This window comes from Paenibacillus sp. T2-29 (genome assembly GCF_052921365.1).
On the sequence record NZ_JBREVE010000003.1, the window covers coordinates 107,945 to 128,177 of the forward strand.

Annotated in this window: 18 protein-coding genes and 2 pseudogenes; 13 read left to right on the top strand and 7 right to left on the bottom strand. The window is 43.4% G+C overall.

What is annotated here, in order from left to right; genetic code table 11:
* Positions 1-23: 23 nt before the first annotated feature.
* From ACU1JV_RS10020 to ACU1JV_RS10035, 4 genes are all read right to left on the bottom strand, one after another.
* Positions 24-488, bottom strand: a complete 465-nt coding sequence (locus ACU1JV_RS10020; protein ID WP_413985886.1) for a hypothetical protein — start codon at positions 486-488, stop codon at positions 24-26.
* Between the two features lie 394 nt (positions 489-882).
* Positions 883-1,695 (bottom strand): DNA alkylation repair protein, encoded by an 813-nt coding sequence (locus tag ACU1JV_RS10025; RefSeq protein WP_413987560.1) that lies wholly within the window; start codon positions 1,693-1,695, stop codon positions 883-885.
* A 137-nt stretch (positions 1,696-1,832) separates the two neighbouring features.
* Entirely contained in the window at positions 1,833-2,423 is a 591-nt protein-coding gene (locus tag ACU1JV_RS10030) for a peroxiredoxin-like family protein (RefSeq protein WP_413985887.1), read from the bottom strand.
* Positions 2,424-2,519: 96 nt separating this feature from the next.
* Positions 2,520-3,215 carry a Crp/Fnr family transcriptional regulator gene (locus ACU1JV_RS10035; RefSeq protein ID WP_413985888.1) on the bottom strand — a complete coding sequence of 232 codons (696 nt, stop codon included), beginning with the start codon at positions 3,213-3,215 and terminating at the stop codon, positions 2,520-2,522.
* Between the two features lie 206 nt (positions 3,216-3,421).
* Here ACU1JV_RS10035 and ACU1JV_RS10040 point away from each other — a divergent pair.
* Positions 3,422-4,503, top strand: a pseudogene (locus ACU1JV_RS10040) (ankyrin repeat domain-containing protein).
* Between the two features lie 87 nt (positions 4,504-4,590).
* Here ACU1JV_RS10040 and ACU1JV_RS10045 read toward each other — a convergent pair.
* On the bottom strand, positions 4,591-5,478 hold the full coding sequence (locus tag ACU1JV_RS10045) for a LysR family transcriptional regulator (RefSeq protein WP_413985889.1): 888 nt from the start codon (positions 5,476-5,478) through the stop codon (positions 4,591-4,593).
* A 126-nt stretch (positions 5,479-5,604) separates the two neighbouring features.
* Here ACU1JV_RS10045 and ACU1JV_RS10050 point away from each other — a divergent pair, with 126 nt between their 5' ends.
* The 4 genes from ACU1JV_RS10050 to ACU1JV_RS10065 all read left to right on the top strand — a co-directional run bounded on the left by ACU1JV_RS10050 (position 5,605) and on the right by ACU1JV_RS10065 (position 10,290).
* Positions 5,605-6,276: an O-methyltransferase gene (locus ACU1JV_RS10050; RefSeq protein WP_413985890.1), complete on the top strand. Its 672-nt coding sequence runs from the start codon at positions 5,605-5,607 to the stop codon at positions 6,274-6,276.
* Positions 6,277-6,633: 357 nt separating this feature from the next.
* Positions 6,634-7,380, top strand: coding sequence for a DeoR/GlpR family DNA-binding transcription regulator (locus ACU1JV_RS10055; RefSeq protein ID WP_013370378.1), 747 nt, complete (start codon positions 6,634-6,636; stop codon positions 7,378-7,380).
* Between the two features lie 2 nt (positions 7,381-7,382).
* Positions 7,383-8,294 carry a 1-phosphofructokinase gene (gene pfkB / locus ACU1JV_RS10060; protein WP_040101700.1) on the top strand — a complete coding sequence of 304 codons (912 nt, stop codon included), beginning with the start codon at positions 7,383-7,385 and terminating at the stop codon, positions 8,292-8,294.
* A gap of 67 nt (positions 8,295-8,361) precedes the next feature.
* Positions 8,362-10,290, top strand: coding sequence for a PTS fructose transporter subunit IIABC (locus ACU1JV_RS10065; RefSeq protein WP_025676276.1), 1,929 nt, complete (start codon positions 8,362-8,364; stop codon positions 10,288-10,290).
* Between the two features lie 141 nt (positions 10,291-10,431).
* Here ACU1JV_RS10065 and ACU1JV_RS10070 read toward each other — a convergent pair whose 3' ends face one another.
* Positions 10,432-11,325 carry a LysR family transcriptional regulator gene (locus ACU1JV_RS10070; RefSeq protein ID WP_413985891.1) on the bottom strand — a complete coding sequence of 298 codons (894 nt, stop codon included), beginning with the start codon at positions 11,323-11,325 and terminating at the stop codon, positions 10,432-10,434.
* A 112-nt stretch (positions 11,326-11,437) separates the two neighbouring features.
* Between ACU1JV_RS10070 and ACU1JV_RS10075 the strand changes: the two genes are divergently transcribed.
* The 8 genes and pseudogenes from ACU1JV_RS10075 (at position 11,438) to ACU1JV_RS10110 (ending at position 19,485) form a co-directional block, all read left to right on the top strand.
* Positions 11,438-11,824 (top strand): tautomerase family protein, encoded by a 387-nt coding sequence (locus ACU1JV_RS10075; RefSeq protein WP_413985892.1) that lies wholly within the window; start codon positions 11,438-11,440, stop codon positions 11,822-11,824.
* On the top strand, positions 11,821-12,156 hold the full coding sequence (locus ACU1JV_RS10080) for a carboxymuconolactone decarboxylase family protein (protein ID WP_413985893.1): 336 nt from the start codon (positions 11,821-11,823) through the stop codon (positions 12,154-12,156). Before ACU1JV_RS10075 ends, ACU1JV_RS10080 begins: the two co-directional genes overlap by 4 nt.
* Positions 12,157-12,400: 244 nt before the next feature.
* Positions 12,401-13,172: pseudogene (locus ACU1JV_RS10085) on the top strand (PRD domain-containing protein).
* 182 nt (positions 13,173-13,354) lie between these two features.
* Positions 13,355-15,235 carry a beta-glucoside-specific PTS transporter subunit IIABC gene (locus ACU1JV_RS10090; protein ID WP_413985894.1) on the top strand — a complete coding sequence of 627 codons (1,881 nt, stop codon included), beginning with the start codon at positions 13,355-13,357 and terminating at the stop codon, positions 15,233-15,235.
* Positions 15,236-15,307: 72 nt separating this feature from the next.
* On the top strand, positions 15,308-16,717 hold the full coding sequence (locus tag ACU1JV_RS10095) for a glycoside hydrolase family 1 protein (RefSeq protein WP_413985895.1): 1,410 nt from the start codon (positions 15,308-15,310) through the stop codon (positions 16,715-16,717).
* 133 nt (positions 16,718-16,850) lie between these two features.
* On the top strand, positions 16,851-17,753 hold the full coding sequence (locus tag ACU1JV_RS10100; RefSeq protein WP_058712052.1) for a LysR family transcriptional regulator: 903 nt from the start codon (positions 16,851-16,853) through the stop codon (positions 17,751-17,753).
* A gap of 124 nt (positions 17,754-17,877) precedes the next feature.
* Complete coding sequence (locus ACU1JV_RS10105; RefSeq protein WP_322251431.1) at positions 17,878-19,017, top strand: 5-methyltetrahydropteroyltriglutamate--homocysteine S-methyltransferase; 1,140 nt, start codon at positions 17,878-17,880, stop codon at positions 19,015-19,017.
* Positions 19,018-19,230: 213 nt separating this feature from the next.
* A complete protein-coding gene (locus tag ACU1JV_RS10110) occupies positions 19,231-19,485 on the top strand; it encodes a YciI family protein (RefSeq protein WP_016819666.1) in 255 nt (84 codons plus the stop codon).
* Positions 19,486-19,630: 145 nt separating this feature from the next.
* Here the strand turns inward: ACU1JV_RS10110 and ACU1JV_RS10115 are convergent, their stop codons facing one another.
* Positions 19,631-19,969 (bottom strand): helix-turn-helix domain-containing protein, encoded by a 339-nt coding sequence (locus tag ACU1JV_RS10115; protein WP_017425886.1) that lies wholly within the window; start codon positions 19,967-19,969, stop codon positions 19,631-19,633.
* Positions 19,970-20,233: the final 264 nt, after the last annotated feature.

The following is a 20,233-nucleotide window of genomic DNA, read 5'->3' on the forward strand; positions in this document are numbered from 1 at the left end:
AAATTCCCACTATAATCGGCTGTTCAGGCGGTTGTGGAATCAATCTGGATTGGGTTAGTATCCACAGCCTTAAAGTTTTCTAGGCCCAGTGCGGAGATTTCTTCACGTTGCTGTACGAATTCGTCGAGCGTCATATTATTTGCAAAAGCAGACTTGGGGACACGGAAAACCAGACCTACGTTCTTTTTTTCTTTGTCACAAACACTAAGCACCGAATCCAGTTGTCCTTGTTTAAATTTACGCCAGCCAGCGGGAATGGTGAGAGCCACAAGATCCTTATCCGAGGTAACGGTATGAGCCGACGACTCTGTAACGTGTGGGACAGGCTGCCTTTCTTTGTCCACAACGGCTGTATTATGAGTCGTATTGTCTACATTAGAATTCGTGTGGACTGTAGTTACAGCATTTTTGGAATTGCAACTGGTAAGAATGAATAGTGCTATAAGTGTAACAATATAAAATCGAAAATAGGCAAAACTGAATTGCATGGAAATAACTCCCTCTGTTTCATATTTATAAAGGGAATTTTACCCTTTTATAAAATCATAAAAAAGAGGCGTTTGTCCTGTTTTACGTAGCTCAGTCGTTTATTGTGGTCGTCACTGTGACGTTGTTGACAGAAGTTGAGGAAGCGCTGGTGTTAAAATTGATCACCTCAACAACTACGGTAGCGCCAACTAATAAGCCAGTATATATGATTAGATTAGTAGGAGAAAGTGTCGTTAACCCGTCTCGCTGCAACGTTCCCAGATACAACACTGTCAGCTTCCAGATAGATTCGGATAATAGACATAGGAATTCCTCCACTCCTAATATTCCAGATGTATCTCATAGTCTATGTGAATATTTTAGATATGGATTGGATGGGGAGGAGTCTTCGAATTATTTCATTTTGTTCAAGCTTCTTTGGGCCCGAGTTACTATTCGCTTCGTTTCCTTTGTATCAGAAGTCATCAGCCATGTATCACAAACCTGAGTTACCCATTCCGGGTTAGTTTTGCTGGCATCATTCAGCCAATTGCCCACCGAGTCTTGAACATATTTGACTGGGTCGGATTGAACCGCTTCCAAAAGTGGAAGAGCCAGCTCGGGATGTTCTTTTAGTTCAGGGATATGCTTGGCCCAAACGCCTTGTGGCCGGGTTAATTCAATAGCAAAACGACGTATGTTAGCATCCTCATTTCGCACCCAGCTGTTTAACAGCGCAAGCGCCTCATCCAGTTGCAAGAATATAGGTTCTCTCATTGCCATCCAGGCTATTTCACGTACTCCGAAATGGGAATCCGTTGCAAATGGTCGAATGCCAGCAAATTTTTCTTCTAGACTTAAACGGGAATCAATCCCGATGATGTAGGCAGCCCAGCAGCGAATGCTGTCTGAAAGATGGGAGGCCATCGCGTCAAAGAGTCGAGTACGTTCTTCTAGCGCTTGTTGCTCAAACACATGAAGCCACGCTTGTGCTATTGCGGGTATCATTTTCATGATCTTTTTTTCCTTCAGATGATCCAATTCAGTCAAGAAGACATTGAATGATCGCTGCAATCCAAACTCATCCAGAGCGTTCTGCAGAAGAACAACATGATCCACAGCCAGCCATTCGGTAAGATTCACGGTCTCAAGCTGTCCCTGCTGTAGCATTTGAAGTACATCAGTAGGGATATCTGTTCCTTTGCGAGCTCCTTTGCGGTGTAATATCGAATCTGGCATTAGGATCGGACTTTTAGAGTCCATATACTTCCTCCTTTTTTGTGTCTTTATGTATTCATGATGATTTTAGAGAGCGTAGAATCTGTAACACCTCTGCAGGCTCCATTCGTTTTTTGTAGTCAGCATCAGCAAATCTTGCACGAATCATACCTTTCTGAATCAATGACATATGTAGCGGGTACAGGAAGCTCCCAAGTGCTGTCACCATTAAATGTCTCCAGGGATATGTCTAATGATTTGTAAATTTCATGTGCGTATTCAGGAAGTCTAAAATTGAGGTTGTATTTTTCTGCTGTTTGATTATGCATATCACTTAGTACATGAAAGCTCAATTCATTTTTTTGCTGCATGTTCATTGAATGTTCGGACGTCTGCGGGCTTATGGCAATCAGTTGGGCATTTAGCGACGTTATCTCATCCATGTATCGTTGGTAGGCTTTGAGCTGCAAATTGCAGAACGGACACCAATGTCCCCTGTAAAAAATAAGAACCACTGGCCCCTTTGTTGTTTCCTCAGAAAGGGTTATAATGCGGCCTGTATAATCGGGTAAGCTAAAATCAGGTGCTTGGGTTCCGAGACTGAGTCCACTAGCGATATTCGAATCACTAATTTCTCGAATCGTTTTCTCAAATGTATCGAGTATCTCTTGGGGGAGCATTTTTTCCATATCAATTCTGGCTGAATCCAGTTCATTTTGCAATCTTGAATTGTTCATCTCATTCACTCCATATCGTATATTTTGGGGTAGGTATACGATACTTCTTTTCTTCGGAATATAGATGTAATGTAGTTTACAACTGCTGTGTTTGCTTTATAGGTCCCATACATTTCTAGTAGCAGATAATAGTTTTTCACGATGAATGTAAATGGTCTTAAAGCCGGTTCTAATGACCTTTTCATTGGCAAGCTCCTGAAGAGCGGTTGTTACAGCTTCACGGGTGGCCCCAACCAAATTCGCTATTTCCTGGTGAGAAAGCGGAAAATCAATTTTATAATACTCATCATGACTTTGAAGGGCAAATTGATCACATAATTTTAAAAGAACATACATAATTTTATCTTGTAAATTCCCCAAAGCCAGATGCTGGGCTAAACTGCTCATTCCTGAGATCCGGTCACTTAGTACCTGAATCATATTCATCATAAACCGGGGATGCTGGATTAAAAAATGTTCAAATCGGTCTGTGTCCATCAAGCAGATATCGCATTCTTCTATCGTTTCTATGTACATGTCCCGTGTCCCCAGCGAAATCATGTCCATTTCACCGAATACATTTCCCTCACTGAGAATATCCAAAGTGAACTGCTTCCCATCGGCATTCAGCTTGTAGAGACGTACCTTTCCCCTTTTCACAAAATAAAGCCCCTTGGAGAAGGTATCTGGGGTTTGAATAAATGTGTTTTTTTGTATAGTCGTAATAGAGGTCATTTGATCCATTTCAATCAAATCTTCTCGTGAGAGACTATGTAGCAAATTGAATTGGGATAAGTATTGAATGCTATTCATATGTTCTCCTTTTCGTTGCATCGAGTATACAGAATCATAATACTATACAATTATAGCTTCTCTAAGGTACTTTCACCTATACTACTCACTTGTTTGCATTAAAAGTGAGCAAATAAACTGGGAAGTCAGGCGGATTTATGTAAAGGGGAGATTGGTATAAAAATAGATTTACATGATAATAGATACATAAAGAGTGAGGGTATACAATGATCCAATTAAAAGATATTGGCAAATTTGACGTTCTTCCCGAAATCGCAATGCATATTGTAGAAGGCAATATATCGGCATTACGCCAAGCGCTGACCGAAGGCTGGGATATAGAACAAGAAATTAAACTCAGCAAACATACGACGTTAAGTCCATTAGACCTTGCGCTTATTTCTCAGCGAATGGACGTGTTAAAGCTGTTGGTGGAGCAGGGAGTTCAACTCAATGCAAAAGATCGCCCTGCATTTTTAACAGCTGTTCGCTACTGCTCAGAAGAGATTGTCCGCTATGTGGTGGCTCATGGTGCCAAGCTGGACGGAAAAAATCAAGTCAAATCTGGTGCCTATGAGCAAGCCTATTATGGCAATAAAAAGAATATCCCGCTGATTCACGAACTTGGCCTCGATATAAAGCAGCATGGGGGAGCAACGCTGCGCAACGCAGTTAGTAATCATGACCTGAACACTGTAGCACTACTGTTGGAGCATGGTGCAGATATTAATTACAATGCCTCTGATATGGTGTATCCCTATAAAGCGACTCCTTTAACTGTAGCAGCACGAAATAATGATTTTGCGATGGTTAAGTACCTGGTAGAGCATGGGGCTGACGTGACACTGGCAGAAAAAGGTGGAGATCGGGCATATACGATTGCTGTTAGCAATAAGAACGTGGAAATGGCCGAATATCTAAAGTCTGTGGAACCGCCAGCGTTTCATAATCTGGAGAATAAACAATATGCTTTAAAAAGCTACAAGCTTCCGAAGGATCTTACAGCCTTTCTAATGGGAGACCAGCGCCGTGTAGATCTGCCAGAAAATGATTTAGGTATCCAATTTGTTGAGTTTTTCTCTTTCATAGATACGGTTGAAATGAAAGTAGGTCGGCAAAAGCTGTTGCGTTTGTCTCTAGAAGTAGATAACTATTCGGATATCCTTTTGGTGTGGAATCCCAAGCACAAGTGTCTGGGCTATTACGATGAAGAACATCAGGAATATGCGGATGTATGCAGCTTTGCTGAGTTTCTTGCGCGCCGGGAGATTACCTGGAGAAGATGATTGAGGGTGAATATTTATCATAACAAGGTGAGCCATGAATGCGGTATGCACGCAGTCATGGCTCTTGTTATTAAAAGAAGGCGCAAGTGTACACAGGTATCCCATGCTTATCAAGAATGATTGCGAATAAGCTGGATGAAATTCAGGGTAGCCGCTGATAGTGGCTCATTTTTGCGAGTACAAATAGCGATTGAATTGAGAAGCTGGGCACCCTCCACATATACCCGGCATAGCTCACCGCGTTCTACATATTCACGCACGACTAGTGAGGACACAAAGTTTGCACCATAACCGGCAATCACTGCGGTAATCGCCTCATGCAGCCCTGTGAAGTTAAGTGTGACTTTGGGAGCAGGGGCATTGTAGGTTCGACATAAGGAAAACAATCTCTCTCGTGTCGAGCTTCCCTTCTCACGCATAACAAAGGGCTCCTGCATCATTTCCAATAATGAAACCTGCTGATTCGCATACCGATGATCCGGCGCTACTACAAACCATAGCTCATCACGAAACAATTCTTCGGTCTGAATCGTATCGGAGTACTGCTCAGGCAGTCCTCCATAGATCGCCAAATCTACTTCGATATTCAATAGCTGCTGCAAGGCATCATTGGAGTTCGTGGTATGAATCGTCATTTCAACTTGTTCATATTGCTGTTTGAATTTTGCGATCCAGGCCGGAATGAGGAAATGAGCCGGTAAATAAGTAGCAGCCAGCCGAATATGACCATGGGCTCCGTCACGATAATCCTGTGAAAATTGTTCGATTTGCTGTTCGACAGCAAAGAGCCGTTTGGCGAGAACAGCAAGCTTTTCACCAGCATCGGTTAAGGTAATCCCTCTTCCCATGGGCACGAGCAGTGTGAGGGATATTTCTTTTTCGAATTTTTTAATCTGGGCTGTTATCGCAGGTTGGCTAATCTTTAATAGCTCAGAGGCACGTGTCACACTCCTTGTAGAGGCGACCACGTGAAATAAGCGTAATGCATGCAGGTTCAAGACCGGACTCCTTTCTGATTAACTCATACATATAAATTATGAATAGAGTAAAAACATATATTATTTTTATAATAGTAATTCATTTACAATCAAATTGTAAGTTAAAGCCAAAGGAGAGTGGAGCAAATGCATTCAACGAATACGTGGGAACAAGTAGATCATTATATCTCGAAGCGTCTTATTCCGCATGATGCTGTCTTGGAAAAGGTATTGGCTACTAACCAACAGGCAGGATTACCTCCGCATGATGTGTCGCCTAATCAGGGAAAGCTATTAAATATCTTAGCTCAAATGCAAGGCGCACGACGTGTGTTGGAGATTGGTACCTTGGGAGGCTACAGTACAATCTGGCTGGGTAGGGCGTTGCCGACAGATGGAAAAATAGTTACGCTGGAAGCCCATCCGGTTCATGCTAAAATCGCTCGGTCGAATATATCGTTGGCTCAGTTGGATGGAATGGTGGAACTTCGAGAGGGAGACGCATTGGAGCAGTTGACACAAATGAAGGATGAGGGCGTTGCACCTTTTGATCTCATTTTTATTGATGCGGATAAACCCAATAATCCATTATATCTAGAGTGGGCACTTCGTTTTTCACGTTCTGGCACCGTTATTATCGGGGACAATGTTGTCCGTGAAGGGGAGATCATTCAAGATTACAGCACAGACCCTCGTGTGCAGGGCGTAAGAAAGTTTTATGATTTGCTGGCTGAGGAATCGAGAATTACAGCTACAGCCATTCAGACCGTGGGGAGCAAGGGATATGATGGTTTCGTTATTGGAATCGTTAAGGACTGAGTGTCAGGGACGTTAAGCGTCCAAAGAGCTAAATACTGAGGACGAAGTCCCGGTGATTAGCTCTTTTCTGACTAAATAAGATTGGGACGAATGGTACGTAGAATGGTAAAATAGTGCTAATTGAAGTGTCAGAACGTTTTTGAACGTTTACTGCTGAATTTCCATGTAAGAAGAATGAATTTACATAAAAGCAGATGAAATTTCTTTAAAATGTAAACGCAATCATGCTGATTAGAGTAGGAATTCACCATTTTGTAAAAAAATGAAGTCGGAATGAATTTTTTTGAATCTTTTTGAAGAAAAATGATTGTTTTTTGCTAGGTTTGTGGTACGATAAGAACAGTTGGGGGAATGAAGATGCTGACGGAAGAAAGATACAAGTTAATAATACAGCGCTTACAAGAGCGTGGTGTTGTAAAGTTGCAGGAATTGGCTGATCTCTTGGGAGCTTCTGAGTCAACGATTCGGCGTGATTTGATAGATCTTGAAGGCCGTCAGTTGTTAAAGCGGATTCATGGAGGGGCAACCTTGCTGAATCAGAAAAGTCAGGAACCCGGCATGGAAGAAAAAACGTTCAAAAACGTTCAACAAAAAAACGCAGTCGCCCGTATGGCAGCTAAAGAAATTTTGGATGGTGAATGTATCTATCTGGATGCGGGAACAACAACGATGGCGATGATTCCTTACATTGAAGCTAAAGACGTGACGGTCGTGACGAATGGTCTCTCCCACGTAGAAGCACTGGTAAGCAAACGAATTAGAAGCTATCTACTGGGAGGGATGATGAAAATTCATACCAAAGCCGTAATCGGGAGTATTGCCCTACAGAATCTGGACAATTTTCGATTCGACAAGTGCTTTCTGGGAACGAACGGGGTAGATGTTGAGATGGGGTATACGACTCCTGATCCTGAAGAGGCGCTAATCAAGCGGCGTGCCCATCAGCTGTCCGGCAAAACATATGTGTTGGCCGATTCCAGCAAAATTGGAGAAGTAACGTTCGCCAAACTATTCGATCTCAAGGAAGCTATCCTTATTACTGAATCGGTGCCAGAACGTTCACGCCGATCCATAGCTCAGAAAACTAAGATAATCGAGGGATAACAATGATATATACAGTAACACTGAACCCTTCCATTGATTATATCGTGGAAGTTGACGATTTGAAGCTCGGTGATTTGAACCGAATGAAACGTGATCTAAAACTGCCAGGGGGCAAGGGAATTAATGTATCACGTATTTTGAACCAGCTGGGAGCAGACAGCACGGCGATTGGTTTTCTCGGAGGGTTCACAGGCAGGTTTATCGACGATACATTGCGGGAAGAATCCATTAAAACTGATTTTGTAATGATCGAAGATGATACACGGATCAATATTAAGCTCAAGCATGGTGATGAAACAGAAATTAACGGTTTGGGACCTGTGATTCGTGAGCAAGAGGCCGATGCATTGGTACAAAAGCTGGCGGGTCTCCAGAAAAATGACATTGTCGTCTTGTCGGGAAGTATCCCGCCATCTCTTGGAGGAGACTTCTATGAGCGATTGATTCGCGTGTGTCAGGACACCGGGGCTGAATTCGTCATCGACACCACAGGTGAAGCGCTGATGAAGGCTTTGGTTCATAAGCCGCTGCTCATTAAGCCCAATCATCATGAGCTGGCTGAGTTGTTTGGCGTAACTATTCATTCAGAGGAGGAGATTGTCACTTACGGTCGTAAACTGCTGGAAGCAGGTGCAAAAAATGTACTCATTTCCATGGCAGGAGAAGGGGCTTTGTTCATTACGGCAGATGAAGTGTATCACGCAAATGTACCAGCAGGAACGGTGAAAAATTCTGTAGGCGCAGGTGATTCTATGATTGCTGGATTCGTGGGTACGCTGGCTCTTCAAGGCGATCCGATCGAAGCCTTCCGTGCAGGAGTGGCATCCGGAAGCGCAACTGCGTTCTCCGATGATCTGGCTACAAGAGAGAAAATTGAACAATTACGGCCGCAAGTCACGATTTCAAAACGGTAATCCGGCTGCATCATGAGCTTATTATGCGTGTGTCTACACGCTGATCGAACTTAGGAGAGTGTGAACAATGAGAATAACAGACCTGATGATTAAAGAAACGATGATCATGGACCTGCAGGCGACGACAAAGGACGGGGCGATTGAGGAACTCATCGCCAGTCTCGAAGCAAGTGGACGTATTAATGACCGTGCCTTGTTTAAAGAAATGATTTACAAACGCGAAGCCGAATCCAGCACTGGAATCGGTGGCGGCATTGCGATGCCGCATGCCAAGACCAAAGCTGTGAATGAAGCGACCGTTGTTTTTGCCAAAAGCAGTAAAGGCGTAGAATTCGAATCGCTGGACGGTGAGCCAGCGAAGGTATTCTTTATGATTGCAGCTCCAGAGGGAGCAGCAAATACACATCTTCGCACATTGGCTGCCCTCTCTCGGCTGCTCATTGATACTGATTTCATCGACAAGCTGATGAATACACAAACACCGGATGAAGTAACAGAGTTATTTGATACCAAGCAGGCGGAAGAAGAAGCTGCCAAGAAAGCAAAAGAGGCCAAGAAAGAGGCAGCCAAAGCACAGCAAACGCCTGACGTTATCGTTGGCAACCCGGATTCTGACGAGTTTGTCGTTGCGGTGACCGCTTGTCCTACAGGCATTGCGCACACGTTTATGGCTGAAGACGCTCTCATTAAGAAAGCGAAAGAGATGGGTGTAAATATCCGGGTAGAAACGAACGGCTCGGAAGGCGCACAAAACGTGCTGACAGCGGATGAAATTCGTCGTGCCAAAGGTGTCATTGTTGCGGCTGACAAGAAGGTCGAAATGGCCAGATTTGACGGTAAGCCTGTACTGCAAAGACCGGTAAGTGACGGTATCCGTAAATCCGAAGAATTGATTCGCAAAGCGCTAAACGGCGATGCGCCAATTTACCGTAGTGAAGGTAAAGGCAACGCTGAAGAGTCAAAAGCCGAGAAGACCAGCGTGGGCAGTAAAATTTACAAGGATTTAATGAACGGTATTTCTCATATGTTGCCATTCGTTGTCGGCGGGGGGATCTTGTTAGCGATTTCCTTCTTGATCGAACAAGTGGCCGGAGAAGATAATGTACTTTTCCAACTGCTGCAAACGATTGGCGGGGGAACAGGTGCGTTCCACTTCCTGATTCCGATACTGGCCGGATTTATCGCAATGAGCATTGGAGACCGCCCGGCACTGATGCCAGGTATGGTCGGTGGTCTGATGGCTGTAAACTCCAATGCAGGGTTCCTTGGCGGTCTGGCAGCTGGTTTCATGGCCGGTTATGTAGTTATCTTCCTGCGTAAAGCTTTGGCAGGTCTGCCGAAAGCTCTGGATGGTTTAAAACCAATCTTGTTATACCCTGTATTTGGACTCCTAATTTCAGGCGCGATTATGTTCTACCTGTTCGATCCGATTTTCGGTGGTATTAATACGTGGCTTGTCAATGTTCTGAACAATTTGGGAACAGGTAATGCGGTTATTTTGGGTCTGATTCTGGGCGGAATGATGTCGATCGACATGGGTGGACCTTTCAACAAAGCAGCTTACGCATTTTCGATCGGTGTCTTTACTTCCAGCGGTAACACAAACGGGGCTATGATGGCAGCTGTTATGGCAGGCGGTATGGTACCTCCACTGGCGATTGCACTAGCTTCGACGTTCTTCAAAAATAAGTTTACCGAGCAAGAGCGCAAATCTGGCTTGACGAACTATGTACTTGGATTGTCCTTCATTACGGAAGGAGCCATTCCATTCGCAGCTGCTGATCCTCTGCGTGTCCTCACCTCTTGTATTGTAGGTTCAGCGATTGCTGGTGGTCTGACGCAATTCTGGCAAATCAATCTTCCAGCTCCACATGGCGGGATTTTTGTAGCAGCTCTTGCCAACCATGCTTTGCTGTTCTTGCTTGCAGTGGCGATTGGCTCCGTGATTTCCGCGCTCATTCTGGGACTGTGGAAAAAAACAGTTGAAACGAAATAACGAGTATCACCAGAGTATAAAAATAAAAAGAGGGGCACATCTCCTCGATCTTTCAAATAGTAAAGCCGCTAAACACAGGTTTCTGAGTGTTTAGCGGCTTTTTCTTTATGGTAAGGCGCCGCCTCTGCCCATATAAGCTTATTAGTAGTTATGGCATTGCTGTAACCTACAAAGCTCCTTAACCAACTCCATAAACAGCTTTCGGGCTGAAGTCAGGTATTGGGATTGCTGATTGTTTTGTAACAGTCCAATGGGGATATTCGGGTCTGTTAACTGGAAAGGGATGGTGACCAGTTCCTCCGGCAAAGGCATTGACGACAGAACCACTCCAACCGAAGGGATCGTACTTACGAATGAGGGGATAGACGAGATTTGACTGACGGTATAAAAAAATGGCATCGACCGGAAGCGGGAAAGCTCTTTCTCCAGCCGTATATGGTACAAGCAGTTCTTCCCTCCGACGATAAGCGGGTACTCATACAGATCTTCGAGCTGAAGCCCATTTTTTGCCGCGAAGGGATGACTGCGGGACACGATAAAAGCAATTTGTTCGTGATATAAAGGTTCAAAATGTAAGGATGGTACCGAGTGAGGTTCCCCGGAAATTGCAAAATCCAGTGTGCCGTCTACCAAAGCTTTTGAGAGCGTATCCGTATTTCCCACTGTAAAATGGCACGTAATATTCGGTTTATGCTTCCGAAATTGTCGTAGCATCAAAGGCAGTACGGTAGTAGCCACAGTTTCAATCACACCGATATGGAGCGTGCCAATCTCTTCTTTTTTCAGCGACCTCGCCTGATCCGTTACAAAATTCCAATGCTGAATAAGTTCGTCAACCTCTTCGGCATATATTTTTCCTGAGGCGGTTAATTCTGCATCCCAGCCTCTTTTAAAAAGCTGAAATCCCAGCTCTTTCTCTAGCCTCTGAATTTGGTTCGTGACTGTAGACTGCGCGTAGTTTAATTTGGCGGCAGCTTTCGAGAAGGTTCCTTCTTCAATAATAGTACGAAACGTAGTTAACTCTTTCAGATCCATACAAACTCATCTCCATCGATAAAGTTGAATATATTTATGATTATTTTCAATTATACAGATGAATATAAGGAGAGTACAATCATCTTATCCCAACGGATAGGAGAGAATGAATATGCCTTTTGTACGAGTAGGCTACATGGAGCAGCAATACACAGAGCAAGAGCTGCCTGGCGTTAGTCGCTGTATTATGACTGCTTTGATCGAACATTTTCAGGTTCCGCCCAAGGATTACTTTCAGGTTTTTCATGCTCATAAACATAGCGAGTTTTATTATAGTCCCGATTATTTGAATGTACCCAGAACAGACAAGCTGCTGTACATCCAAATTACAATGGGATCGGGTAGAACTACGGAACAAAAAAAGGGTTTTTACCAAAGGTTAGCCGAACTCATATCTATTGAATGCAAGATTAGACCAGAGGATGTATTTGTGACACTGGTAGAGACTGAATTAGAGGATTGGTCCTTTGGCAACGGACTTGCCCAGATGGTCTTATGAAGCATAAATTAATCAAATCGAGTGTTCGGGAAATGATAGGTAATTTTGCACCCGCATTTGTAACCTATACGGAGGAAGTTCTTTTTGGAGATGTATGGAGAAGAAGTGAGCTATCTCTTAGGGAACGGAGTCTCATTACAGTTGCTGCTTTGGTAGCGGGTGAGCATGTGAATCAACTTCCTTATCATCTGAACCTGGCCAAAGAGAACGGGATTTCGGAGGAAGAATTGATTGAGGTCATTACACAGCTAGCCTTTTACGTAGGATGGCCGCGGGCGGCCTCAGCAGTTCAGGTTGCCAAAGACGTATTTTGTAAAGAAAAAGAACGTTAACCATGAACTTGAATTACCGCTGAGCACAAGGATTTCGAGTGTTTGGCGGTTTTTTGATATGATTGTATTGTTATTCTGCTTTGAAAGCGGTATAGTAAGAGTAATTGAATGAGGGGTAAAGTGCCCTTCGGGATTGTTACTGGTAAGCAGGCGATACCCAAATAATGACTAATGGACTTAGTCGTTATTTGGTTTTTTTTGTTATTCCAAACTTTGTCATTACATCAATGAGGTGAGCAGCTAGATGATCATCCGGCAAATATTTAACAACAATGTCATTCGGGCCGAGAATCAGGTAGGTCATGAGTTTGTTGTCATAGGGAACGGTCTGGGTTTTAAAAAGAAAAATGGTCAAAGGGTCGATGAAGAAAAAATAGAAAAAACCTTTGTATTAAAGTCCGATAAAATTCCGCAAAAATTAATTGATCTCATTGGGGAAACATCTGTAGAGTATTTAAAGGTGGCGGATGAAATTGTAGGGAGCGCCAAAAAAGAAATGGGAGATATTTTTAGTGATAATATCTATATTTCCTTGATTGACCATATTCAATTTGCCATCTCTCGATACAGAAAATCCGTGGGGCTTAAAAATTCACTGTTATGGCAGATCAAAAAATTTTACAAAAAAGAATTTATGATAGGTATGAATGCATTGGACATCATTCATGCTCAATTTGGCATTCAAATGGATGAGCATGAAGCAAGCTTTATTGCCATGCATTTTGTCAATGCAAGACAAGACGGTCAGGGCATGAAACAAACGGTTGAGATTACGGAGGTCATTGATGACATTTGCCCAGCGCTTGCTAAGCAATGAACAAGAACAATTAGCTTCAGGGGATAACTTCTTGTATGACCAAGTCAAAGATAAATACGAGAGGGCTTTTCAGTGTACCCAATTAATTAATCAATACCTGGAATTAAAGCATGAAAGTGCGATGTCGATTGATGAAAAAGTGTATTTGACGATTCATATACAGCGTGTAACCTCTAGAAACGATATGGCTGATTCTTAGAAAAAAAGCTTGCAAACGATTTCGGAGTGATTTATAGTAGGCTCACAACTTAAATTTAAGGATTGTTACTGATAAGCAGGCGATACCTAAATGAATGGCAGTGATCATTTTCTATGATCATGCATGCCTTTCGTTTAGGTATTTTTTTGTTTTCAGGCAATCTGCCCAAGAGGAGAATGAACATGGACCATAAGAAAATGGGCGAGGATATCGTACGTCTCGTTGGAGGAGAAGAAAATATTAATGGGCTTGTCCATTGTGCTACACGGCTCCGATTTGACCTGAAGGATTCACGAAAAGCCGAAAGAGAAGCGCTTGAGAAACACGAGGGAGTCATTACTGTTGTTGAAAGCGGAGGACAATTTCAAGTCGTGATTGGCAGCCATGTTGCCTATGTATACACAGAGATTATGAAAAACAGGGATTTTGGGTCAGACACCTCTACGGCCAACGAATCCAGCGGAAAGAAGACATCGGTCATATCCACAATCTTCGAAGTCATTTCCGGCAGTTTCTCCCCGTTGATTCCGGCGATGGCAGGCTCGGGGATGCTGAAAGCCCTCTTGACGGTTTTGACCTTGCTGGGCTGGATGTCTGAAACGAGTGATACCTATCTGATCCTGTCTGCTGCCGGGAATGCTGTCTTTTACTTCTTGCCGATTTTACTGGGGATTACGCTCGGTATAAAGCTGAAAGCGAATCCTTATGTAGCTGGTGTGATCGGTGCGGCTCTTCTGGAACCCAACTTTACGGGGTTGATGGACAAAGGCTCTGATGTATCGTTTTTAGGAATACCGGTGGTCATGATGAACTACTCAGCGAGTGTTTTCCCGATTTTCATATCTATCAGCATCTATGCGTTGGTCGACAAGTTTTTGAAGAAAATCATTCTTAAGGATTTGCAGCTGTTTTTAGTTCCGATGCTGGCTTTAATGATTATGGTTCCGCTATCTGCCATCGCATTTGGACCGTTCGGTACAACGGTAGGAGATTGGATTTCTTCGGGTGTGACATGGTTAATCGGTGTAAGCGGCATTTTATCAGGAATTGTGCTTGGCGGTTTTATGACCTTTATGGTCGTCTTCGGACTTCACTGGGGCTTTACCCCGATCACGATTCAAAATATCGGTGTTGGCGGTGATCCGATTGAGGCGATGGCGGCTGCGGCTGTATTTGCTCAAATTGGTGTCGCATTCGGTATCTTCTTGAAGGCGAAAAAAGATAAAACACTTAGAACCCTTGCGGGTTCCACGAGTATTACAGGCTTGCTGGCGGGTGTGACAGAGCCGATTGTGTATGGTCTGGTGCTTCGCTTTAAACGAGTCATTCCGATTGTCATTATCTCAGGGGCGATAGGCGGTGCCATCAATGGACATTTTGGAGTGAAAATGACAGCTTATGTGTTTCACAACATTTTTGCGATTCCGGTATATACGCCTACCTTGGTTTACGTGATTGCCATTGCATGCTCGTTCGCGGTAGCCACGGTGCTGACTCTTATTTTTGGCTATGAAAGCAAGGTGAAGGGGGAGACCGCGGCAACTGTTGAGGCCGTTAAGACGGAAGAACCTCTACCAACTGTTACAGCAACTAAGGCTGTTGACATCAAGAAAGAAACGATCTACAGCCCGATCACAGGCAAGACTACACCACTGAGCCAAGTGAATGATTCGGCATTTTCTACAGGGGCAATGGGAAAAGGCTTAGCCATTGAACCGTCTGTCGGTGAGGTCGTAGCGCCCATAGATGGAGTTGTAACGTCGCTGTTCCCTACAGGACATGCCATCGGCTTGACTTCCAAGGCGGGTACGGAGATATTAATTCATATTGGAATTAACACCGTCGCGTTGAAAGGAAAGCATTTTAATCCGGTCGTTCAAGAGGGAGATATCGTAAAACAAGGGGACTTGTTAATCCAATTTGACAGAGAGCAGATTATAGAAGCAGGGTACGAAATCGTAACCCCTGTCATCGTCACCCTGACGAAACATAAAGTGGACGTATTTGAGACCAATCAGGAGCAGGTTCAGAAAAATGAAGTATTGCTAACTTTAGTGGTGTAATACAGGAAAGCTCATCATCACGTACATGAAGCGAAATTAGAAGGATATAACGATAACTGGAGGGACTAGATCATGAAACATAATCAATTGAAGGCATTTCCTGAAAATTTTTTCTGGGGAGGTTCAACTTCCGCTTATCAAGTAGAGGGTGCATGGGACGAAGATGGAAAAGGCCCCTCTGTCATTGACATGGCTAACCACGTTGAAGGAGTTACTGATTTTAAGGTAACCAGTGATCATTACCATATGTTCAAAGAGGACGTAGCTCTGATGGCTGAAATGGGCTTTAAGGCGTATCGCTTCTCGATCGCTTGGACACGCATCTATCCACAAGGCGCCGGCGAAGTCAATCCGAAGGGAATTGCATTTTACAGCTCATTGATTGACGAATTAATTAAATATGGTATTGAACCGATCGTTACCATGTATCATTTTGATCTGCCCTATGCGCTTGAACAACAAGGCGGATGGTCCAAGAGGGAAACGATTGATGCCTTCGAGCAGTACGCCAAAACATTGTTTGAGAACTTTGGGGACAGAGTGAAATACTGGCTAACTATTAACGAGCAGAACATGCTGATTCTCCATCCCGGTTCTATTGGCACATTAGATACAAGTTTGGAAAATCCGCAAAAGGTACTGTATCAACAAAATCACCATATGTTAGTTGCGCAGGCGAAGGCGATGGTATTGTGCCACGAGATGCTGCCTGACGCGAAAATTGGACCAGCACCGAATATTGGGGTCATTTATCCAGCCAGTTCCAAACCGGAAGATACGCTGGCGGCTGACAACTATGCAGCTATTCGCAACTGGCTTTACCTGGATATGGCTGTATTTGGTCGCTACAACCACATTTCCTGGAGCTATTTGGTCGAGAAGGGTTATGAGCCTGTTATTGAAGAAGGGGATATGGATATATTAGCGAAAGGAAATCCAGATTTTATCGCCTTTAACTATTACACCTCCCAAACCGTAGGGGAAAGTTTGGATGATGGAAATGATTTTTCACATACAGGCGATCAGCACGAAATTGTGGGTGAACCTGGAGCATATCGAGGTTCTGTGAACCCCAACCTGCAAAAGACAGAGTTTGGTTGGGAGATTGATCCGGTTGGTTTTAGAAGTACATTACGTCAAATATACTCTCGCTACCACTTGCCTTTGATCGTGACAGAGAACGGCCTGGGCGCTTTTGACAAGCTCGAAGAAGGGGATGTAGTGAATGACCCTTATCGTATTGACTTTTTCAAGAAGCATATCGAGCAGATTCAATTGGCTATTACAGACGGCGTAGACGTATTCGGCTTCTGTCCGTGGTCTGCGATTGACCTTGTGAGTACCCATCAGGGCTCCAGTAAGCGTTACGGATTCATCTATATGGATCGTGAGGAATTTGATCTCAAAGATCTGCGCCGCATTCGTAAACAAAGCTTCTACTGGTATCAAAAGCTGATCGCTACAAACGGTGAAATTCGTTAATTAATGTAGCAGTGAAAAGCACCTCCTTGAAATGGATGTTACCATTTTGAGGAGGTGTTTCTATTCCCTTTTCCAGGAGGGTGATCATGTATTATATAATAGAAGAAACAATAAACGGAAAGGACATCATGCATTGACCTTACAACAATTAAAATATGTCATCGAGGTTGCCAATCGTGGCTCCATGAATGAGGCGGCGAAGCGGTTGTTCATCTCCCAGCCCAGTCTGTCTAACGCGATTCGCGATCTGGAGGAAGAAATTCATATCACCATTTTTGAGCGTACTAATAAAGGAATTTCTTTATCCAAGGAAGGCGTGGAATTTCTAGGTTATGCGCGTCAGGTCGTTGAGCAGGCGGAGCTGCTGGAAAGTCGCTATTTGGATGCCAAGCCTTCACCACAGCATTTTGCTGTGTCTACGCAGCATTATGCTTTTGCAGTGAATGCATTTGTAAATCTGGTGAATCAATATGGACAGGATGAATATGAGCTTGCTTTGCGGGAGACCAAAACCCATGAAATCATACAGGATGTCAAAAGCCTACGCAGTGAGATCGGAATCCTGTATCTGAACGAATTTAACGCCAAAGTCATCAACAAGCTGCTAAAAGATGCAAATCTGCAATTCAACAGCCTGTTTACGGCTAAGCCGCATATATTTATCAGTGCCAATAACCCGCTATCCCGGCAGTCTATCGTGACCATTGACCAACTTCATCCTTACCCATATCTGTCCTTTGAACAAGGGGAGTACAATTCCTTTCACTTTTCCGAGGAAATTCTGAGTACATTGTCGCACCCCAAAAGCATTCGCGTCAATGACCGGGCCACCCTTTTTAATCTGCTCATTGGCTTGAACGGCTATACCATTTCTACCGGAGTGATTAGTGCGGATCTGAACGGTAACGAAATTATTTCCGTCCCCCTGGAGTGTGATGAGTCTATTAATGTGGGATGGATTTGCCATAAAAACGTCGCGCTCTCCAAGCTGGCCACAGTCTATGTAGAAGCGTTGCATGAGGCAATAGGGGGATAAGAAAGTTTGATATAGCCTTAGGCTATAACTAGCTATAGTTTATTGGAGTTACCTTATAGCTGAAAATGTATGTTATCTTTCTTACAACAACTTCACTACTGAAGCGAAAAAGGAGATAACCCTAATGAGCAGCATCCTTGACAATGCATCCCAACGTAAAGTGACCCCTTTTAGACATGATATGGTTGGCAGCTTTTTGCGCCCGCAAGCGATTAAAGACGCCCGAATTCAATTTCAAAATAATGAAATCTCTGCGGACGAGCTGAGAAAGATTGAAGATGAAGAAATTATCAAACTGGTAGAAAAGCAAAAATCCGTAGGACTTCAAGCCGTGACGGATGGGGAATTCAGACGTTCCTGGTGGCATCTTGATTTTATGTGGGGACTGGACGGCGTGGAAAAGGTACAGCTTGCAAACGGCTACCAATTCCAAGGTGTGGAGACAAGAGCGGAAACCGCACGTTTGTCCGGTAAAATTGGACATTCCCGTCATCCTTTCATTGAAGATTTTAAATTCCTGAAACAAGTAGCAGGAGAGGATGCCATTGCTCGCCAAACGATTCCGGCACCTGCGCAGTTCCTGGCTGAGCTGTTGCGTGGAGAAAATAAAGAATCAACCGATACGTATTACAGCAATCTGGATGAACTGGTGACGGACATTGCCAAAGCCTACAAATCCGTGATCCAAGCGCTCTATAATGAAGGCTGCCGCAGCCTGCAACTGGATGATTGCACATGGGGCATGCTCTGTGATAAAAACTATTGGGAAGCTAGACAGCATGCGGGTGAAAATGTGGAGGATACCAAAAAGCTGTTCGCTCGCGTGAATCAGGAAACCGTGAAGAATCTTCCAGCCGATTTGGTCGTTACAACCCACGTATGCCGTGGTAACTACCATTCCACCTGGGCATCTTCTGGCGGCTATGAGCCTGTAGCCGAAACCCTGTTCGGCATCGATAACATCGACGGCTACTACCTCGAATTCGATACCGACCGTGCAGGTGATTTCACCCCGCTTAAGCATCTGAAAGATGAAAAACAAGTCGTACTGGGCCTCGTTTCCTCCAAAACGGGTGAACTGGAAGACAAGCAGACGGTCATCAACCGTATTAAGGAAGCAACTCAATTCGTAGACATCAACCACATCTGCCTCAGCCCGCAATGCGGCTTTGCTTCCACAGAAGAGGGCAATATTCTGACCGAAGAGCAACAATGGAAAAAGCTTGCTTTCATTAAAGAGATTGCGGACGAGATTTGGAAGTAAGAGTTTAGGGGAATTGAATTGGAGAGATTCGTGATTACTAAAACACGCCACTTGAGGGCGTGTTTTAGTTTGAGAATCCGCTAAAATTGACCAAATTCCCTTATAGTTGCATTTCATCTTTAAGGACTTTTATTATAATAGCTAACGCTGTAATATCTTCTTAAAGGAACGCCAGATATTTTTTATTACAAGGGAAATATGGAGGGGAAATCAATGAATTACTTTTTATTAATTACTACACGAACAAACAAGTTCAATACTGATGATATCAAAGGGCACTATGACCATCTGGAAAAGTTAAAGAAAGAGGGAGCTCTTGAAAAGTATGGTCCATTTAGCGATGGAACGGGAGGAGCCTATTTAATAAAAGCAGCGTCACTTGAGGAGGCGACAAAGATTGGGAATTTAGATCCGCTCATTCAAAATGGTTCTTCTACATTGACAATAAAGGAATGGTTGTTGCGTTAAATTCCATCTAAGAAGGTCATGACAAATAACTAATGTGCCTTTTTGGTATTGAATAAAAAATGAGGACTATGATTTTCTGAAAATGAAAAGTATGGTCCTTTTTTTATTTCCCAAGAGATTGCTCTCACAATTTTTGAGAATCTTCTTAGTTGATAATCTCCCGTATCACATTCCTCGCCAAACGTACCTTCTCTGGACTCGTCTTTTGAAGTATATTTACGATTTCTTGTATACCATCTTCATGCTTCGTAACCTTAATATCCTCATTTACATAAGCGAAAAGCTGAATCAAATTAACATCCAGTGCATCAGCGATTTTAGCTATGTTTATTAAAGATACGTTTTTTTCTCCACGTTCAATCTGCCCTATGTATGAAAAATGGAATCCGCCTTTTTCCCCAAGCGACTCCTGAGACAATCCTTTTTCTTTTCGCAAAGCACGTATTCTGGCACCCACTAATTTGAGGACTTCTTTGTCTTCCATCGTCTACACCTCACTATTCTAAAAGTGTAGACAAGAAATCTAAATGAAAACATTGAATATTAGATACAATAAATATTTTTGATATCTATAAGTATTATTTTGAGGTATAATAAGACTATTCTTGAAATTCTCTGGAGGAATAGATATGAAAGAAGCTCCTTCTACCTATATTCCAAGTCCCACTCAACCATCCAGACCCGTGCAACACCTAGATCATTCAATAACCGATTTCCACACCTTAGCCCAATACCATATGAAACTAGC

What these genes read in the sequence shown, in the direction of transcription:
- ACU1JV_RS10055 (WP_013370378.1), top strand. Translation starts at nt 6,634, where the DNA reads ATGCTGACGGAAGAAAGATACAAGTTAATAATACAGCGCTTACAAGAG.
- ACU1JV_RS10105 (WP_322251431.1), top strand. Translation starts at nt 17,878, where the DNA reads ATGAGCAGCATCCTTGACAATGCATCCCAACGTAAAGTGACCCCTTTT.
- ACU1JV_RS10050 (WP_413985890.1), top strand. Translation starts at nt 5,605, where the DNA reads ATGCATTCAACGAATACGTGGGAACAAGTAGATCATTATATCTCGAAG.
- ACU1JV_RS10090 (WP_413985894.1), top strand. Translation starts at nt 13,355, where the DNA reads ATGGACCATAAGAAAATGGGCGAGGATATCGTACGTCTCGTTGGAGGA.
- ACU1JV_RS10080 (WP_413985893.1), top strand. Translation starts at nt 11,821, where the DNA reads ATGAAGCATAAATTAATCAAATCGAGTGTTCGGGAAATGATAGGTAAT.
- ACU1JV_RS10110 (WP_016819666.1), top strand. Translation starts at nt 19,231, where the DNA reads ATGAATTACTTTTTATTAATTACTACACGAACAAACAAGTTCAATACT.
- ACU1JV_RS10095 (WP_413985895.1), top strand. Translation starts at nt 15,308, where the DNA reads ATGAAACATAATCAATTGAAGGCATTTCCTGAAAATTTTTTCTGGGGA.
- ACU1JV_RS10115 (WP_017425886.1), bottom strand. Translation starts at nt 19,969, where the DNA reads ATGGAAGACAAAGAAGTCCTCAAATTAGTGGGTGCCAGAATACGTGCT.
- ACU1JV_RS10075 (WP_413985892.1), top strand. Translation starts at nt 11,438, where the DNA reads ATGCCTTTTGTACGAGTAGGCTACATGGAGCAGCAATACACAGAGCAA.
- ACU1JV_RS10070 (WP_413985891.1), bottom strand. Translation starts at nt 11,325, where the DNA reads ATGGATCTGAAAGAGTTAACTACGTTTCGTACTATTATTGAAGAAGGA.
- ACU1JV_RS10020 (WP_413985886.1), bottom strand. Translation starts at nt 488, where the DNA reads ATGCAATTCAGTTTTGCCTATTTTCGATTTTATATTGTTACACTTATA.
- ACU1JV_RS10065 (WP_025676276.1), top strand. Translation starts at nt 8,362, where the DNA reads ATGAGAATAACAGACCTGATGATTAAAGAAACGATGATCATGGACCTG.
- ACU1JV_RS10035 (WP_413985888.1), bottom strand. Translation starts at nt 3,215, where the DNA reads ATGAATAGCATTCAATACTTATCCCAATTCAATTTGCTACATAGTCTC.
- ACU1JV_RS10030 (WP_413985887.1), bottom strand. Translation starts at nt 2,423, where the DNA reads ATGAACAATTCAAGATTGCAAAATGAACTGGATTCAGCCAGAATTGAT.
- pfkB (WP_040101700.1), top strand. Translation starts at nt 7,383, where the DNA reads ATGATATATACAGTAACACTGAACCCTTCCATTGATTATATCGTGGAA.